The following is a 17233-nucleotide window of genomic DNA, read 5'->3' as shown; positions in this document are numbered from 1 at the left end:
TTCGGTGGCATGCCATCCGCTTTACAAACAAGAAATATGGGCACTGCACAATCGTGCGATGCCCCCAACGACTTCGCTGCTCCCATGATTTTTGACGTGCCCTTTTCGCCGAGCCCGCGCCTTACGGCGCCTTCCGATTCCCAGCCCGGCGCAGGGCACGTACAAGCTTCCGTCTCGCCGGCCGGCGGCCGGCGCATCGGCACCGCCGTGCTGTGCGCACTGGCGCTGGCCGCGAGCCTTGCGGCCTGCTCCAAGAAGGATGCCGCACCTGCCGCCACGGCCAAGGCCGCGCCCGAGGTGGGCGTGGTCACGCTGCAAAAGCAGAGCCAGCAGCTGGACGCCACGCTGCCGGGCCGCACGCGCGCCTCGCTGACCGCCGAGGTGCGGCCCCAGGTATCGGGCATCGTGCAAAAGCGCTTGTTCACCGAGGGCGCCCTGGTGCGCCAGGGCCAGCAGCTCTACCAGATCGACGCGGCCTCGCTGCGCGCCACCGAGGCCAGCGCCCAGGCGGCGCTGGCCAAGTCCGAGGCCAGCGCCCGCACGCTGGAGGCCACGGCGCGGCGCAACGCCGAGCTGGTCAAGATCGATGCCATCAGCCAGCAGGCCTTCGAGGAAAGCCAGGCCGCTGCCGCCCAGTCGCGCTCTGACGTGGCCGTGGCCAAGGCCAATCTGGAGACCGCGCGCATCAACCTCAAGTACAGCCGCATCGAGGCGCCCATCAGCGGGCGCATCAGCCTGTCCACCGTGACGCCGGGCGCGCTGGTCACCGCCAACCAGACCGAGGCGCTGACCTCCATCGTGCAGCTGGACCCCATGTATGTGGACTTCACCCAGTCCACCAGCGAGCTGCTGCAGCTCAAGCGCGACTGGGATGCCGGGCGCTTCCAGAAGGTGGAGGGCGACAAGGTGGCCGTGCGCATCCGCCTGGACGATGGCACGGACTACAGCCACCAGGGCAAGCTGCAGTTTGCCGGCGTGATCGTCAATGCCACCACGGGCAGCGTGACGCTGCGCGCCGTGGTGCCCAACCCGCAGGGCGTTCTCATGCCGGGCATGTATGTGCAGGCGCTGCTGCCCACGGGCCTTGCGCCCGAGGCGCTGCTGGTGCCCCAGCAGTCGGTGACGCGCGACCTGACCGGCAAGGCCAGCGTGCTGGTGGCCAAGGCTGACGACGTGATCGAGCGCCGGCCCGTGAACATCGACCGCGCCGTGGGCAATATGTGGCTGCTGCAGGACGGCCTGTCGGCCGGCGAACGCGTGGTGGTCGATGGCTTCCAGCGCATCAAGCCCGGCGACAAGGTGCGCGCCGTGGAGGTGGACCTGCGCGCCAAGGCCCAGGCCCGCAAGGGCAAGCCGGCCGACGGGCCGGCAGCACCTGGCGCGGCGGACAAGGCGCCTGCTACAGCTCCTGCACCAGCACCGGCAGCGGCTCCTGCTCCGGCCGCCGGCTAAGCCGCAGGAACCCGTCACATGGCTCAGTTCTTCATCAACCGGCCCATCTTCGCGTGGGTCATCGCCATCGTCATCATGCTGGGCGGCGCGCTGTCCATCTTCACCCTGCCGCTGGAGCAATACCCCGACATCGCGCCGCCGCGCGTGACCATCGGCGCGCAGTACACGGGCGCCTCGGCCGAGACGGTCGAGAACTCGGTGACCCAGATCATCGAGCAGCAGCTCAAGGGCATCGACAACATGCTCTACATGAGCTCCACGTCCGACGCCTCGGGCCGTGCGCGCACCACGCTGACCTTTGCGCCGGGCACCAACATCGACGTGGCCCAGGTGCAGGTGCAAAACAAGCTGCAGTCCGCCGTCAACCGCCTGCCCGACGCCGTCAAGAGCCGGGGCGTGTTCGTGAACAAGGGCGGCCAGGACTTCCTGGTCACCTACAGCTTCTTCTCCAAGGACCCGGCCATGACCGCGGTCGACATCGGCGACTACCTGACCAGCAACCTGGTCGATGTGATCGGCCGCCTCGACGGCGTGGGCGATGTCAACGTCTTCGGCACCAACTATGCGATGCGCATCTGGATGGACCCGGCCAAGATGGAGAAGTACGCGCTGATGCCGTCGGACCTGGTCAATGCGCTGAACTCGCAGAACGCCCAGGTCTCGGCCGGCCAGCTGGGCGCGCTGCCCGCCGTCTCCGACCAGCAGCTCAACGCCACCATCACGGCGCGCACCAAGCTCAAGACGGTGGAGCAGTTCGAAGATATCGTGCTCAAGTCCTCGCTGGACGGCTCGGTGGTGCTCATGAAGGACGTGGCCCGCGTGGAGCTGGGCGCCGACAACCTGACCATCAAGGCCAAGCTCAACGGACTGCCCGGCGCCGGCATGGGCATCGTGCTGGCCGATGGCGCCAATGCCATGAAGGTGGCCGACACCATCGCCGCCAAGCTGGCCGAGCTCAAGCCGTTCTTCCCCAACGAGATCGACTACTTCGTCAGCTCGGACTCCACGCCCTTCGTGCGCGCCTCCATCAAGGAAGTGGTCAGCGCGCTGGGCGAGGCCATGATCCTCGTGGTCATCGTGATGTTCATCTTCCTGCAGAACTTCCGCGCCACGATGATCCCCGCCATCGCCGTGCCCGTGGTGCTGCTGGGCACCTTCGGCGTGCTGTCGCTGGCCGGGTACTCGATCAATACGCTGACCATGTTCGCCATGGTGCTGGCCATCGGCCTGCTGGTGGACGATGCCATCGTCGTGGTGGAGAACGTCGAGCGCGTGATGCACGAGACGGGCATGTCGCCCAAGCAGGCCACGCGCCAGTCCATGCGCGAGATCACGCCGGCCCTGGTGGGCATCGGCGTGACGCTGTCGGCCGTGTTCGTGCCCATGGCGTTCTTCGGCGGCTCCACGGGCGTGATCTACCGGCAGTTCTCCATCACCATCGTCGCGGCCATGGCGCTGTCGGTGTTCGTGGCGCTGACGCTGACGCCTGCGCTGTGCGCCACGCTGCTCAAGCCGCCCGCGGCGGGCGGGGCAGGGCATGACCGCCCCATCCGCAGCGGCATCCTGGGGGTGAATGACCGGTTCTTTCGCTGGTTCAACCACCATTTCGACGCCACGGCTGCGCGCTACCAGGGCACGGTGGCCTACTCGCTGCGCCGCGCCAAGCGCATGATGCTGATCTTCCTGGCCGTCTGCGGCGTGGTCTGGCTGCTGATGGCGCGCCTGCCCACTTCCTTCCTGCCGGACGAGGACCAGGGCTTCGTCTTCGTCAACATCAACCTGCCTTCGGGCGCGGCCGATACGCGGCTGCAGGGCGTGCTCGACGAGGTGCGCGACTACTTTGCCAAGCAGCCCGACGTGGTGAGCTTCTACCAGGTCTCGGGCCTGAACGGCGACCAGGCCTCGGCACGCGCCTTCGTGCGGCTGAAGACCTGGGAGGAGCGTCCGCTGCCCGGCCAGTCAGCCTCCGAGATCGCGCACCGCGCGACCAAAGACCTGTCCTCCATCCGCGATGCGCGCGTGCTGGTCGTGCTGCCGCCGGCCGTGCGCGGCCTGGGCTCCAGCTCGGGCTTCAACTTCATGATCAAGGACATGAACGGCCTGGGCCACCAGGTGCTGCTGGAGGCCAAGGAGAAATTCCTGACCGAGGCCCGCAAGCGCCCCGAGCTCACCAATCTGCGCATGACCAACCTGGAAGACGCCAGCGAGCTGCGCCTGGATATCGACGACCGCAAGGCCGCCGCACTGGGCCTGTCGTACACCGACATCAACAGCGTGCTGTCCAGCGCCATGGGCGGCACCTATGTCAACGACTTCCTGAACAACGAGCGCGTCAAGCGCGTCTACATCCAGGGCGATGCGCCGCACCGCATGCTGCCCCAGGACATCGCCAAATGGACGGTGCGCAACGCCAAGGGCGAGATGGTGCCGTTCAGTTCGTTCTCCAGCAGCTACTGGGCCTACGGCTCGCCCCAGCTCATGCGCTACAACGGCAACCCGGCCTACGAAATGGAAGGCCGCGCCGCCTCCGGCGTCAGTTCCGGAACGGCCATGCAGATCGTGGAGGACATCCTGCGCACCCTGCCGGCCGGCATAGGCTACGAGTGGACCGGCGCCTCGCTGCAGGAGCGCCAGTCCGGCGCCCAGGCGCCGCTGCTGTACGCCATCTCCATCCTCTTCGTGTTCCTGTGCCTGGCGGCGCTGTACGAAAGCTGGACCGTGCCGCTGTCGGTGATGCTGGCCGTGCCGCTGGGCGTGGTGGGCGCGCTGGCCGCCACCTACACGCGCGGGCTGACCAACGACGTGTACTTCCAGGTGGGCCTGTTGACCACGGTGGGCCTGGCGTCCAAGAACGCCATCCTGATCGTGGAATTCGCGGTGCAGCTGCAGGAGCAGGGCAAGAGCATCTTCGACGCGGTGGTCTCGGCCGTGCGCCTGCGCCTGCGTCCCATCTTGATGACCTCGCTGGCCTTCGGCTTCGGCGTCATTCCGCTGGCCATCGGCACGGGTGCCGGCGCGGGCGGGCGCAATGCCATCGGCACGGCCGTGCTCGGCGGCATGCTGGCATCCACGGTGCTGGGCATCTTCCTGGTGCCCGTGTTCTTCCTGCTGATCCGCAGCTGGTTCAAGAGCCATTCGCGCACCGAGGACGACGCGCCCCAGCCCACTGCCGGCTCACCTGATTCACCGCATACCGCAAAGGAGAGCGCAGCATGAGGCGCCCAACGAATGTCTCCGCACTGGCCGCAGCGGCGGCGCTGGCGGCGCTGCTGACAGGCTGCAACCTCGCGCCGCAGCACCGCACGCCCGACATGCCCGTGCCCGATACCGTGGGCAGCACGGCCGCAACGCCGGCCCAGGCCGACGAGGCCAGCCTGCAGGCCGCCGCCGCGCTGGGCTGGGTGCAGTCCCAGCAGCTGCGCGAGGTCATTGCGCTGGCCCTGGCCAACAACCGCGACCTGCGCGTGGCCGTGGAAAGCATCGAGCGCGCGCGTGCCCAGTACGGCATCACGCGCGCCGACCTGCTGCCCAGCGTCACCGCCCAGGCCCAGGCCAGCCGTGCGCGCACAGCCGCCGGCATGACCAGCGCCACCCAGGCGGCCTCGGTCAGCACCCAGTACACGGCCCAACTGGGCTTTGCCAGCTATGAGATCGACCTGTGGGGCCGCGTGCGCAACCTCAGCGAGGCCGCGCTGCAGCAGTTCCTGCAAAGCGAGCAGAACCGGCGCAATGTGCAGATCGGCCTGGTGGCCGACGTGGCCAACGGCTGGCTCACGCTGGCGGCCGACCAGGCCCGCCTGCAACTGGCGCGCGACACCCTGGCCAGCCGCGAGAAGGCCTACGAGCTGACGCGGCGCATGCACGAGATTGGCTCCACATCGGGCCTGGTGCTGGCACAGAACCAGACCACGGTGGACACGGCGCGCGGCGACGTGGCCAGCTTCACCTCCCAGGTGGAGCGTGACCGCAATGCCCTGCAATTGCTGGTGGGCGGCCCGCTGCCCGAGGCCCTGCTGCCCGGCGCCGCCACGCTGCGCGCCGATGCCCGGCCCGCGGCCGCGCTGCAGCCCGTGCCGGCGCCCTTGCCCTCCAGCGTGCTGCTGGTGCGCCCCGACATCCAGGCCGCCGAGAACAACCTGCGCGCCATGGAGGCCAACATCGGCGCCGCACGCGCTGCCATGTTCCCCACCATCAGCCTCACGGCCAGCGTGGGATCGGGCAGCCGCGAGCTCGATGGCCTCTTTGGCGGCAGCAGCAGCACCTGGAGCTTCATCCCCCTGGTGCGCCTGCCCATCTTCGACGGTGGCCGCAACCGTGCGGGCGTGCAGGTGGCCGAGGCCAACCAGCGCATCGCCATCGCCCAGTACGAGAAGGCCGTGCAGACGGCCTTCCGCGAAACCGCCGACGTGCTGGCCGACCGCGCGCAGTGGGACGAGCGCCTGGCCGCCCAGACCAGCATGGTCGCCGCCACGCAAAAGGCCTTCGACCTGTCGGAGGCCCGCTTCAAGGCCGGCGTGGACAACTACCTCACCGTGCTGGATGCGCAGCGCAGCCTCTACACGGCCCAGCAGACCCTGATCGGACTGCGCCTGTCCGAGCAGCTCAACCGCGTCACGCTGTGGAAGGTGCTGGGCGGCGAGCAGGTGCAGGCGTCGTCCGCCTCGGCACCGGCGAATTCCTGAGCGCGGGCGGTGTATTGCGCGGTCCCGCAGAACATGCCGCCCCGACCACGATGAGCCCCTTTGCCAACACCCCCGAGCCGCCTTACTACGCCGTCATCTTCTCGTCGCGCAGGACGCCGGACGACGATGATGGCTACGGCCTCATGGCCCAGCGCATGGTGGACCTGGCCGCGCAGCAGCAAGGCTTCCTGGGCGCGGAAAGCACGCGTGGCGAGGATGGGTTCGGCATCACCGTGTCGTACTGGTCCACGGCCGAATCCATTGCGCGCTGGAAGCAGGATGCCGAGCACCTGGTCGCCCAGCAACTGGGCAAGGACGCCTGGTACGAGCACTATGAGTTGCGCGTGGCCCGCGTGGAGCGCGCCTACGGCAAGCGCTGAATCCGGGCCGCCTGCGCTTGCACCACGGCCTCGGCCAGCAGCGCGATGGAGCGCGGCGCGCAGCCTTCGGCATCGTTGCTCACCGTCACAAAGGCGGGCAGCCCGCGGCTGGTGATGCCATCGATGGTCTTGGCGAGGATGGCGCGCGTGTGCACATCGGGCGTGCGGATCTCGTCGAAGGGGTCGTGCTTGGTTTGCGCATCGGGATAGCCGTAGGCACCGAACTCGCGGTTCAGGTTCCAGCGGCAGACCAGCGGGGTGGGCCACAGCCCGCGCAGAAAAACCAGTTGCTCCTCGATGGGCGGCATCTTGCCGTGCAGCCCCAGGCAGAAGGTGGCGCCTGCAGCGCGCAGCGTGTCCACCAGCTCGGGCGTCAAAAGCTCCGGGTCGCGCACTTCCACCGCCACGATGATCTGTGCGCCCAGCGGATGGGCGGCCAGCGCCGCTCGCACCGCGTCCAGCATGGCCTGCAGCCGCGCCAGCAGTTCGGTGGGGCGGCTCAGCAGGCCCCAGGTCATGGGACTGAGCTGGAACACCAGCACGCCGAGCTGCTCGCCCAGCCCTTCGAGCGTGGGCTCGACGAAGCTGGTCACGGCCAGATCGGGTTGAAGGAACACGGGGTTCAGCGACATGCCCTTGCCATCCTCGTCGCGGACCTGCGCATCGGTGACCACCGAAGGGCACTTGACCACGAAGCGGAAATCGGCCGGCACCTGGCCCGCGAAGGCCAGGTACTGGCTGGCCGTCAACGGCCTCCAGAAGCTGCGGTCCACGCAGACCGTTCGCATCAGCGGATGCCGGCCATAGGCCTCCAGTCCCTTCTTGGCGAGCACGCTTTTGTCATAGGCGCCATCCCAGATCAAACCTTCCCAGCCCGGGTAGGACCAGGTGGAGACCCCCATGCGCAAGCCCTGCGGAAGCTGGTCCGCCAGCGCCTGCCATTGCAGGGCCTGGGGCGCCAGCTGCACGGCGCCGACGGCCTTGCGGGATGCCGGCTTGCGGCCGCCAGGCGCAGCGCTGGCGGCAGGCGGGGCCGGAGCGGAAGAGGGTGGGGAGGGCGGCGGTGAGGGCGGCGCGCCAAACAGATCGTCTTGCATGGGCTGGAGCATGGATTGTCCATGATGCCGCTGCGCCAGCGCAGCCCGCGTAGGCACTCAGGCCACGCAGGCCCCGGCCGCGATGGCGATGTGCCTGCAGGCCAATGCCGCGTCGCAGGCCTGGGGCGGGATCGATTGACGGAGCCTAAGGCGCTCTTGAGGAATCACAGTTTTCAGTGATTGCCCCCCACCCGCTTCCTTTGAACAATCCGCACTGACACCTCACGGGCAGCTGTACCGCCGTGTCGGGGTGCCCCAAGACACGCGAAACACGCGAAACACGCAAAGGAGAGGGTGATGCTGACCATAGAACAGGTAGTGGCGGGCCCGCAGCGGTCCGTGCTCATCACATCGGAGGGCGTATTCGCCTGGGGCAATCTGGAGGTGTTGCGCACTCTGCCCGAAGGCGTGGATGCTGCCGAGGTCTGTGCGCCCGATGCCACGCGCATCGGCCACCGCAGCTTTTCCCAGCCCGTGCCCCAGCGCCTGAGCCCCCGTGGCACGCGTTGGGAGGGGCTGGTGGATGCGGGCCATTCGCTGCTGGCCTGGGCGGATGGCCAGGCCTATGCCGTTGCGCCCCAGGTCCGCGATGCCGCGGGCGCCGTGCCCAGGCCTTTGGCCTTGGGCCGGCAGGATGCCGGGGTGCGGCGCATCTGGGCGGGTGAGCAGCAGGCCTATGTGCAGGACCGCGAAGGCGCACTCTGGGGATGGTCGGATGCCATGCCCGGTGCGCAGCGCGTGCAGGGCCTGCCCTCCGTGCGCAGCGTGTCCGTGGGCATGGGCCATGCGCTGGCGCTGGACGCCAGGGGGCAGGTTTGGTCCTGGGGCGCCAATGCGGCCGGCCAACTGGGGCAGGGCGATCTGGTGCAGCGCAGCCGTGCGCAGCGCGTGGTCCTGCCGCAGGGCGCTGCGGCCGTGGTGGCGGTGGCGGCGGGGGCCACGCACAGCCTGGCGCTGGATGAGAAGGGGCGGCTGTGGGGCTGGGGCTCCAACCACCAGGGCCAGCTGGACCAGCGGCTGCAGGCGGCCTACAGTCCCGGCCCCGTGCGCATTGCCGTGCCTGGGCGCCTCAGCAGTCTGGCGGCGGGCCTGCATTTTTCGGCGGCGACCACGCAGGGCGGGCAGGTGCTGGCCTGGGGCTGGAATGGCCTGGGCCAGCTGGGCCAGGGCGATGCGGCACCCCGCGCGGGCTTTCACGCCGTGCCCGGCCTAGCGGCGGTGCAGCAGATCAGCGTGGGAGGCACGCATGTGCTGGCCCTGGAGCGCGGCGGGCGCTGCTGGGCCTGGGGCGACAACCGCCATGGCGCCTGCCAGGGCCAGGACGGGGCCCAGGCCCAGTCCCGCCCCCATGCGCTGGCCTTGCACGCCCTCAATGACCTGACCGAAACCAACGCAATCGCCGGCACGGCAAAGGAGGCCCTGTGAAGCATCTGCACCAGGAGCATTCAATGCCTGCCCCGGGCCTGAACCGCAGGGCACTGCTGCAATGGGGCGCCCTGCTGACGGCGGGCGCCGTGCTGCCCGGCTGCGGCGGTGGAGGCGGGCCGCGCGACGATCTGCCCGAGCCGCAGGCGCTGCGCTCCGTCAACGGCGTGCTGGAGCTGCACCTGAACGTGGGCTATGCGTCCATGGACATGGACCTGCCGGACAGCGACATTGCGCGCTGGGCCCGCTATCCGGCCGATCGGCAGCCCGGGCGGCGTCTGGAGCTGCGCAGCTTCAATGGGCGATACACGGCGCCCACGCTGTGGCTGCGCCCCGGCGACACGCTGAAGATGTGGGTGCACAACCAGCTGCCGGCCTCGCCCCAGGGCTCGGACTGGGCGCTGCTCAACCACCAGAACAGCACCAACATGCATTTCCACGGCCTGCACGTGGACCCGCGCGAGATACGGCCCGGCGTGTTTGGCGACTACGTGGTGGACGGGCCGGATGCCGGCATCGCGCCCGGCGCCACGCGCTACCACGAGATCCATCTGCCCGACGACCACAGTTGCGGCATCTACTGGTACCACCCGCATCTGCACGGCGCCACCAATGCCCAGGTCTCCAGCGGCATGTTCGGCGCCATCATCGTGGCCGATGCGCAGGACCCGTTCCGTGCCAGCGTGAACATGCGCGAGCGCGTGCTGTTCGCCCACAAGCTCACCGTCAACGCCAAGGGCCGCACCGATACGCTGGAAGACTCGATGCAGAATCCGGCCGGCGCCTTTTTGCTCAACGGCGCCTACCAGCCCACCATCGTGATGCGGCCCGGCGAGGTGCAGCATTGGCACATCGTCAATCCTTCGTCGTTCTACCCGCTGCATCCCGTGCTCGACGGGCATGTGATGAATGTCTATGGCCGCGACGGCAACCATTACGGCGGCATCTACCGGCCGCTGTGCCGGCAGACGGCCGGGCAGCCGCTGGACATGCGCGACTGGCCCGGCAACTACATCTACCCGGGCGGGCGCCTGTCCATGGTGGTGCAGGCATCGATGGCGCCGGGCGAGTATTTCCTGCGCGCGGCCGCGTGCCCGTCCTTTCACCGGCCAAGCGGCAACGAGCCCTTCGAGGAGGTGCTGGCCCGGGTGGTGGTGCAGGGCGAGCCCGTGCAGGCCCGCGTGCCCGACCCGGCCCTGCTGCGCAGGCCCGGCGACTACACGCCCATCACCGATGCCGAGCTGGCCAGCCATGGTGGCGTGCAGCGCGTCCTGCGCCTGGCCGTGCTGGCCGACGACGAGGACAAGGGCGTGCGCGACCCGGCCCTGGCGCCCATGCCGGCCGGCGAGAGCTGGGTGCTGAAGGTGGGCGGCAACCGATCGGTGTTTGCGGTGGGCACCGAGGCCATGCCGCTGGGCATGTCGCCCATCCATTCCAGCCTCACGCCTGTGCAGACCGTGCCCTTCAATGCGGTGGAGGAGTGGACGGTCTACAACTACAACGGCTACCCGCATCCCTTTCACATCCACGTCAACGACTGCTATGTGGTCAGGGTCAACGGCGCGCCGGTGACGCCGTTCTGGGCCGATACCCTGCCCGTGCCGCCGGGCACGGGCAGCAGCGGGGCGGCGGGGGTCACCAAGGGCAGCATCACCTTTCGCATGCGGTTCGCGGATTTCCACGGCAAGTTCGTCTGGCATTGCCATGCGCTGGACCATGAGGACCTGGGAATGATGCAGATCGTGGATGTGCGGCCCTGAAAGCCGGGCTTGTCCTATCGGCCATTCCCGCGCCCTTCCGGCTTCATGCTGCAAGCCCTTGAATTCATTGGACTGCAAGAAATGCTTGCATTTGCGGGCGGGCCGTGAGCGGCCTGGCCCGAATCGCGTGTGGCACACTTGGCCGCTTTCCGGATTCCACGCCACGGGGCGCCTCTCGAATGCAAAAAATCATTGGCCAAATCGCCGCAGAACTGAATGTCAAGCCGCAGCAAGTGGGTGCTGCGGTCGAATTGCTTGATGGCGGAGCCACGGTTCCGTTCGTCGCCCGCTACCGCAAGGAAGTGACCGGCGGCCTGGACGACGCGCAATTGCGCCAGCTCGACGAACGCCTGGGCTATCTGCGCGAGCTGGAAGACCGCCGGGGCACGGTGCTCAAGGCCATCGACGAGCAGGGAAAGCTGACCGATGCGCTGCGCCTGGCCATTGCCAATGCGCCGACCAAGCAGGAGCTGGAGGACATCTACCTGCCCTTCAAGCAAAAGCGCCGCACCAAGGGCCAGATTGCCAAGGAATTCGGCATCGAGCCGCTGGCCGACAAGCTGTTTGCCGACCCCACGCTGGACCCGCACAAGGAGGCCGAGGCCTTCTGCAAGCCCGCCACCACCCTGGACGACGGCAAGCCGGGCCCCGATTTCTCCACCACCTTCGCCGTGCTCGATGGCGTGCGCGACATCCTGTCCGAGCGCTGGGCCGAAGACCCGGCGCTGGTGCAGAAGCTGCGCGAATGGCTGTGGGAAGACGGCCTGCTGCGCTCCAAGAAGATCGAGTCCAAGAACGAGAACGACCCCGAGGTTGCCAAGTTCCGCGACTATTTCGAGTACGACGAACCGATTGGCCGCGTGCCCTCGCACCGCGCCCTGGCCGTGTTCCGCGGCCGCGCGCTGGAGATCCTTGAAGCCAAGCTGGTTCTTCCCGTGGAGCCCGAGCCCGGCCAGCCCAGCCTGGCCGAAGGCAAGATCGCCCTGCACCTGGGCTGGAGCCACGCCAAGCGCGCCAGCGACGACCTGATCCGCAAGTGCGTGGCCTGGACCTGGCGCGTCAAGCTGAGCCTGTCCACCGAGCGCGACCTGTTCTCGCGCCTGCGCGAAGATGCCGAGAAGGTGGCCATCAAGGTCTTTGGCGACAACCTGCGCGACCTGCTGCTGGCCGCGCCTGCGGGCCAGCGCGCCGTCATCGGCCTGGACCCGGGCATCCGCACGGGTGTCAAGGTGGCCGTGGTGGACAGCACGGGCAAGCTGGTGGACACCACCACCATCTACCCGCATGAGCCGCGCCGCGACTGGGACGGCTCCCTGGCCGTGCTGGCCCGCCTGGTCGAAAAGCACCAGATCAACCTGATTGCCATCGGCAACGGCACGGCCAGCCGCGAGACCGACAAGCTGGCGGCCGACCTGATCAAGATCGCCAGCAAGGCCGACCGCCAGATCGAGAAGGTCGTGGTCAGCGAGGCTGGCGCTTCCGTGTATTCCGCCAGCGAGTTCGCCTCGCAGGAAATGCCCGATGTGGACGTGAGCCTGCGCGGCGCCGCCAGCATTGCGCGGCGCCTGCAGGACCCGCTGGCCGAGCTGGTCAAGATCGACCCCAAGAGCATCGGCGTGGGCCAGTACCAGCACGACGTGAACCAAAGCGAGCTGGCGCGCCAGCTCGACGCCGTGGTCGAGGACTGCGTGAACTCCGTGGGCGTGGACCTGAACACGGCCTCGGCGCCGCTGCTGTCGCGCGTCTCGGGCCTGTCGGGCAGCGTGGCCAAGTCGGTGGTGCGCTGGCGCGATGCCAACGGCTCCTTCAAGAGCCGCAAGCAGCTGATGGAGGTGGCCGGCCTGGGCGCCAAGACCTTCGAGCAGTCCGCAGGCTTTTTGCGCATCCGCGGCGGCGACAACCCGCTGGACATGACGGGCGTGCACCCGGAAACCTATCCCGTGGTCGAACGCATCATTGCCACCACGGGCAAGAGCGTGGACCAGCTCATGGGCCGCTCCGAGGTGCTCAAGGGCCTGAAGGCCGAGCAGTTCGTGAGCGAGCAGTTCGGTGCCATCACCATCAAGGACATCCTGGGCGAGCTGGAAAAGCCCGGCCGCGATCCGCGCCCGGACTTCGTCGTCGCCCGCTTCAATGACGGCGTGGAAGACATCAAGGACCTCAAGGAAGGCATGACGCTGGAGGGCACGGTCAGCAACGTGGCCCAGTTCGGCGCCTTCGTGGACCTGGGCGTGCACCAGGATGGCCTGGTTCACGTCAGCCAGATGAGCCACAAGTTCATCGAGGACGCGCGTGAGGTCGTCAAGACCGGCCAGATCGTCAAGGTCAAGGTGCTGGAGGTCGATGTGGTGCGCAAGCGCATCAGCCTGACCATGAAGCTGGATGCGGCGCCCGCGCGCCGCGACGGCCCCCGTGACAACCGCTTCGAGAGCGCAGGCCGGGGCAGCCAGGGCCATCAGGGCGGCCAGCGCCGCGCGCCCGAGCCGGCGCAGCAGTCGGCCATGGCCTCGGCCTTCGCCAAGCTGCAGACCCGCAAGTAAGGCCGGGCAGGGCAAGGCAGGAAACGCGATGGCTGCGCACGCACTGGATCTGCAGACGCTGTTGACCCAGACGCTGGCCCTGCCGGCGCAGCCGCGCATTGTGGCCCTGCTGCTGCGCGAGCTGGTGCCCGAGCAGCCCAGCCTGCGCCGGCTGAGCCAGCTGTTCGCGGCCGACCCCGCGCTGGCTGCCGGGCTGCTGGCGCAGGCCAACGGCCCGGTCTTCGGCATGGCGGGCCGTGTCACCGGCATTCCCGAGGCGCTCGCACTGCTGGCGCCCGCGCAGTTGCGACAGATCGTGCGGGGCATGCCGCTGGGCGTGGGCACGCATGCCGTGCCGGGCGTGGCCATGCCGGCCTTCTGGCGCTACAGCGTGGATGCCGCACGCGTGGCCCGCGCGCTGGCCGGCACGGTGCAGGCCAGCCCCACGGCGGCCTATGCGGCAGGCCTGCTGCACGGGCTGGGCGAGCTGGCCATGCACATGATCGATCCCGGCCGCGCGGCCACCATCTCCGAGCTGGTCGGCCCGCTGGACCCGCGCCGTGCCGAAGTGGAGATGCGGCTGTGCGGCTACGCATACAGCCATGTCAGCGCAGGCCTGGCCCGGCGCTGGAATCTTCCGCCGCTGCTGGCCGACGCGCTGCAGCACCTGCACGCGCCGCTGGCCCAGCCCGGCTTCGATCCCCTGGCCTGCGTGCTGCACATCGCCGCCTGGCGCGCCCGATCGCGTGAGGCGCAATGGGGCGAGCGCGCGCTGGCCGTGAGCTTTCCCGGCGAAGTGGGGGTGGCCCTGGGCCTGGACATCGACATGGTGCTGCGCCAGGACCCGGTGGACTGGATGGCCGACACGGGCCTGGATGTGCTGCTTTAGGGCAGGGCCCAGGGCCGCCTGCGTCAGTTCCGGTGCCAGGGCGCCGGCACCATGTCGAAAAGCGGCGTGGGGTCGCGCCGGTAGGGCGCGGGGCTGATGGGTGCCATGGGCTGCATGGTCATGGGGTCGATGCGTGCCAGCTGCTGCATCCAGCCAATGTCCACACCGCCGCCCTGTGCGGGGCGCGAATAGATCAACTCCAGCATGCGCCGCGATGCCACATGGCCGTGGGACGCCGCCTGCTGGTACAGGCGCAGGGCCTCGGTGTAGTTGGCCGGCACGCCTTCGCCACGGTGATAGCGCTGGGCCTGCTCCCACTGCTGCTGGGCCGTGACGGGCTGGCGCACCTGGATGTCCTGCTCGCTGGGCGAGCCCCGCAACTGCGGCGTGCGCTGCAGCCGTTGCGGCCCCTGCGCCGCAGGCGGGGCAGACGTGCCCTGGGCCGACACCAGCTGGCCTGCGGGCCGCATGCGGTCGCCCAGCATCTGCGCATTGGCCGCCGCGCTGGATGAGCGTGGCGCCGCCGCGCGGAACTGGCGCAGGGCGGCCTCGGGCTCGTCCTGCGCGAGCAGGGCCAGGCCCCATTCCAGCTGTGCGCCAGGGCTGCCCGAACGCGCCGCGCGCTGCAACAGCTCCTGGTCGGGCGTGCCTGCCACGGTCAAGGCCTCGCCCACGGGCTCGGCCGTGGACAGCGGCGCCAGGCGCCGGGCCAGCAGCCATTCCAGGTATTGCGCACGGGCCGGGTCGGTCTTGGCCAGCTGGGCGATCCAGGGCCTTGCGGCCGGTGGATCGGGGGGCTGGCCGCAGCCGTCCATGGCGCACCAGGCCAGTCCCGCGCTGGCCAGCGGATGGCCGGCGCGCTGTGCACGCTCGAACCAGGTCCTGGCCTGTGGCCCGTCCTGGGCCATGGCAATGCCATGCAGTGCCAGCAGGCCCATGACCCATTGCGCCTCGCGCTGCGTGGCCGGGCTCACGCCCTTGCCTTCGGCGCGGCTGCGCAGTTGGGACAGGGCCCGTTGCTGGGCGGTATCCGAGGTCGAATTGATGTTGCTGGTGCCCGGCTGGGAGCCGTACACGCTGGCCGTCGCCACCCGGATGGGCATGACCGGCGTGAAGCGCGCTGCCGCCTGCACATGCGGCAGCACGGCGGGCGCCAGACCGGGCAGCACCACCAGCAGCCCGGGCAGCACAAGCCTGGCGGTCAGGCGCAGCCCGCGGCGCCGCCGCGGGGAGGTTTCATGAGCGCTGGAGGGCATGGCAGGTGCCTTTGGTTGGCTTGTGGTCCGCACCGTGCGTCAGCGCTTGGCCTGGGCCGGCACCACCTGCCAGAAGCGGGCCGAGCCGGTGTACCCGTCTGCGCCCAGCGAGCTGGCCATGTACTGGTTGACATCCTCCAGGGAGCGCATGCCCGGGATGGCGATGAAGGCCTTGCCCTGCAGCAGCGTGGGCAGCTTGTCGGTCATGTTCTGCTCGGTAGCGAAGCAGGCCACGCCTTCCTTGCCGGGAGGGCCGGCGTTGATCACATAGCCGGGGTTGGGGCTCATCCAGTCGGGCAGGCGCACGGACTGGGCGGCGGTGATCCAGCCCGAGCGGTTCACGTCGTTGGGCACCAGCCGGGTGACCTCGCCATCGGCGCCCGCCATGAAGCACGACAGGTAGGAGGCACGCGACACGGTGGTGGACAGGAAGAGCTGCTCACCCGTCTCGAAGGAGGTGCGGGTGGGCGTGATGTTCTCCACCCACAGGTCCAGCTTGCGGTCGGGCGCGGGGGCGCCGTAGCGGTAGTCGCCCGTGCCCACGGCCACGTTCTCGGAGGCTGTGGTGACCGGCGCTGCGCTCTTGGTGTTCCAGCCAATGCGCGTGATGTGCCCATCGGCGCCCACGGCCACGAAGTCGCGCAGTGCGCGCTCGTAGGTATTGAAGTCCACCACGCCGCTGACCACCATGCCGCTGTCGGCCTGGAAGCGCCCTATGGCCTCGCGCCACTGCGGGTTGCCTGCGGTGAAGGCCGGGGCGTCCGGCGGCAGATAGCCCTTGCTGATCAGCGACTGGCGCACCAGTTCCTGGTGGATGCCGGCTTCGCCTTCCTCGTACCAGTCGCGCAGCTGGCGCTGGAAGTCGGGGTGGGTCTGGTCCAGCGTCAGGCACTGCCAGTAGGGCAGGCGCGACCATTTGCCCAGCAGCTCGATCATGCCCAGCTCGACCAGGGTGCGCACGGCCGGGCCCGAGCCCTGGGCATAGTCGCGGCCCACGCTGAACTGCACGCCGTAGGTGCCGATGCGGCCGGACAGGTCAAGCCCCTGGCTGCCGTTGCCGATGACGACCTCGTTGGCCGAATCCAGGCCCGGGATGATGGTGCGCGTGCGGAAGTCGCCCAGGTGCAGCTCCATGCCCAGCACGGCGCCGCTGCGGTTGGCGCTGTAGCCGGTTTCCAGGCGCGAGGCGCTGGTGCCTATGTCCACGTTGTTGCGCAGCACGTTCTGGTCCATGAAGGACACGGCACCCGACACATACAGGGCGGGACGCTGCAGCTGGATCTGGTTGTTGTTGAGCAAGATGGTGGTGAGGTTCTGCACCGTATCCTGGCGAGCGATGTCCACCTCATAGTCCACGTAGCGGAAGGCACTGCTGACGCGCGACATCTGGGACAGGGCGGTGACCACCATCTCCTTGGCGGCCACGGCCACGCGGCCCGAGTAGTCGGGCAGTTGCTTGCTGGTGATCAGCACCGTGGGCATGTGGCTGTTGCGGAACATCCTGTCCATGCACATCAGCGAGTCGGAAAAGCTCGATATCGAGCGCACCGGCCGCACCACGGGGCGGTCGGCCGCATAGACCTTGTCCAGGTACTTGGCGTCCTTGCGCGCATCCAGCGGCGCGCAGCCCGACAGCAGCACGATGGAGGCCGAGACGGCGCAGGCAATGGCCCGCATGCAACCCTGTCTGCCGGACCATCGCTGGCGGAAAGTCCCACGGTCGTCCGCATGGCCGCCGAGTGCCGGCTGCAGCGCGGCATCGGGGCGGGGAAG

Annotated in this window: 11 protein-coding genes; 8 read left to right on the top strand and 3 right to left on the bottom strand. The window is 69.0% G+C overall.

Features of this window, described 5'->3' with window-relative positions:
- Positions 1-84: 84 nt before the first annotated feature.
- The 4 genes from JHD82_RS03790 to JHD82_RS03775 are packed head-to-tail and all read left to right on the top strand — an operon-like array spanning position 85 to position 6514.
- The gene (locus tag JHD82_RS03790) at positions 85-1452 is read left to right on the top strand and encodes an efflux RND transporter periplasmic adaptor subunit (protein ID WP_199135471.1); all 1368 of its coding nucleotides are present in this window, start codon (positions 85-87) and stop codon (positions 1450-1452) included.
- An 18-nt stretch (positions 1453-1470) separates the two neighbouring features.
- A complete protein-coding gene (locus JHD82_RS03785) occupies positions 1471-4668 on the top strand; it encodes an efflux RND transporter permease subunit (protein ID WP_199135470.1) in 3198 nt (1065 codons plus the stop codon).
- Positions 4665-6134 (top strand): efflux transporter outer membrane subunit, encoded by a 1470-nt coding sequence (locus JHD82_RS03780; RefSeq protein ID WP_043820876.1) that lies wholly within the window; start codon positions 4665-4667, stop codon positions 6132-6134. Before JHD82_RS03785 ends, JHD82_RS03780 begins: the two co-directional genes overlap by 4 nt.
- A gap of 50 nt (positions 6135-6184) precedes the next feature.
- Positions 6185-6514, top strand: coding sequence for an antibiotic biosynthesis monooxygenase (locus tag JHD82_RS03775; RefSeq protein WP_016446802.1), 330 nt, complete (start codon positions 6185-6187; stop codon positions 6512-6514).
- On the opposite strand, the gene JHD82_RS03770 is transcribed toward JHD82_RS03775, so the two are convergent.
- The gene (locus JHD82_RS03770) at positions 6499-7611 is read right to left on the bottom strand and encodes a DUF72 domain-containing protein (protein WP_199135469.1); all 1113 of its coding nucleotides are present in this window, start codon (positions 7609-7611) and stop codon (positions 6499-6501) included. The two genes, JHD82_RS03775 and JHD82_RS03770, sit on opposite strands and share 16 nt — an antisense overlap.
- 297 nt (positions 7612-7908) lie before the next feature.
- On the opposite strand from JHD82_RS03770, the gene JHD82_RS03765 reads away from it, so the two are divergent.
- From JHD82_RS03765 to JHD82_RS03750, 4 genes are all read left to right on the top strand, one after another.
- The gene (locus JHD82_RS03765; protein WP_199135468.1) at positions 7909-9036 is read left to right on the top strand and encodes a chromosome condensation regulator; all 1128 of its coding nucleotides are present in this window, start codon (positions 7909-7911) and stop codon (positions 9034-9036) included.
- Positions 9037-9059: 23 nt separating this feature from the next.
- Entirely contained in the window at positions 9060-10796 is a 1737-nt protein-coding gene (locus JHD82_RS03760) for a multicopper oxidase family protein (RefSeq protein WP_199135467.1), read from the top strand.
- A gap of 179 nt (positions 10797-10975) precedes the next feature.
- Entirely contained in the window at positions 10976-13336 is a 2361-nt protein-coding gene (locus JHD82_RS03755; protein ID WP_199135466.1) for a Tex family protein, read from the top strand.
- A 28-nt stretch (positions 13337-13364) separates the two neighbouring features.
- On the top strand, positions 13365-14204 hold the full coding sequence (locus JHD82_RS03750; protein ID WP_013802712.1) for an HDOD domain-containing protein: 840 nt from the start codon (positions 13365-13367) through the stop codon (positions 14202-14204).
- Positions 14205-14227: 23 nt separating this feature from the next.
- Here JHD82_RS03750 and JHD82_RS03745 read toward each other — a convergent pair whose 3' ends face one another.
- The gene (locus JHD82_RS03745; protein WP_199135465.1) at positions 14228-15460 is read right to left on the bottom strand and encodes an SEL1-like repeat protein; all 1233 of its coding nucleotides are present in this window, start codon (positions 15458-15460) and stop codon (positions 14228-14230) included.
- Positions 15461-15499: 39 nt separating this feature from the next.
- Positions 15500-17137 carry a DUF4384 domain-containing protein gene (locus JHD82_RS03740; protein WP_034392811.1) on the bottom strand — a complete coding sequence of 546 codons (1638 nt, stop codon included), beginning with the start codon at positions 17135-17137 and terminating at the stop codon, positions 15500-15502.
- Positions 17138-17233 lie beyond the last annotated feature (96 nt).

This window comes from Delftia sp. ASV31 (assembly GCF_016428765.1).
GTDB lineage: Bacteria > Pseudomonadota > Gammaproteobacteria > Burkholderiales > Burkholderiaceae_C > Comamonas > Comamonas acidovorans.
Note: the sequence above shows the minus strand (reverse complement) of the source record. Positions and strands in the feature narration are given on the sequence as shown.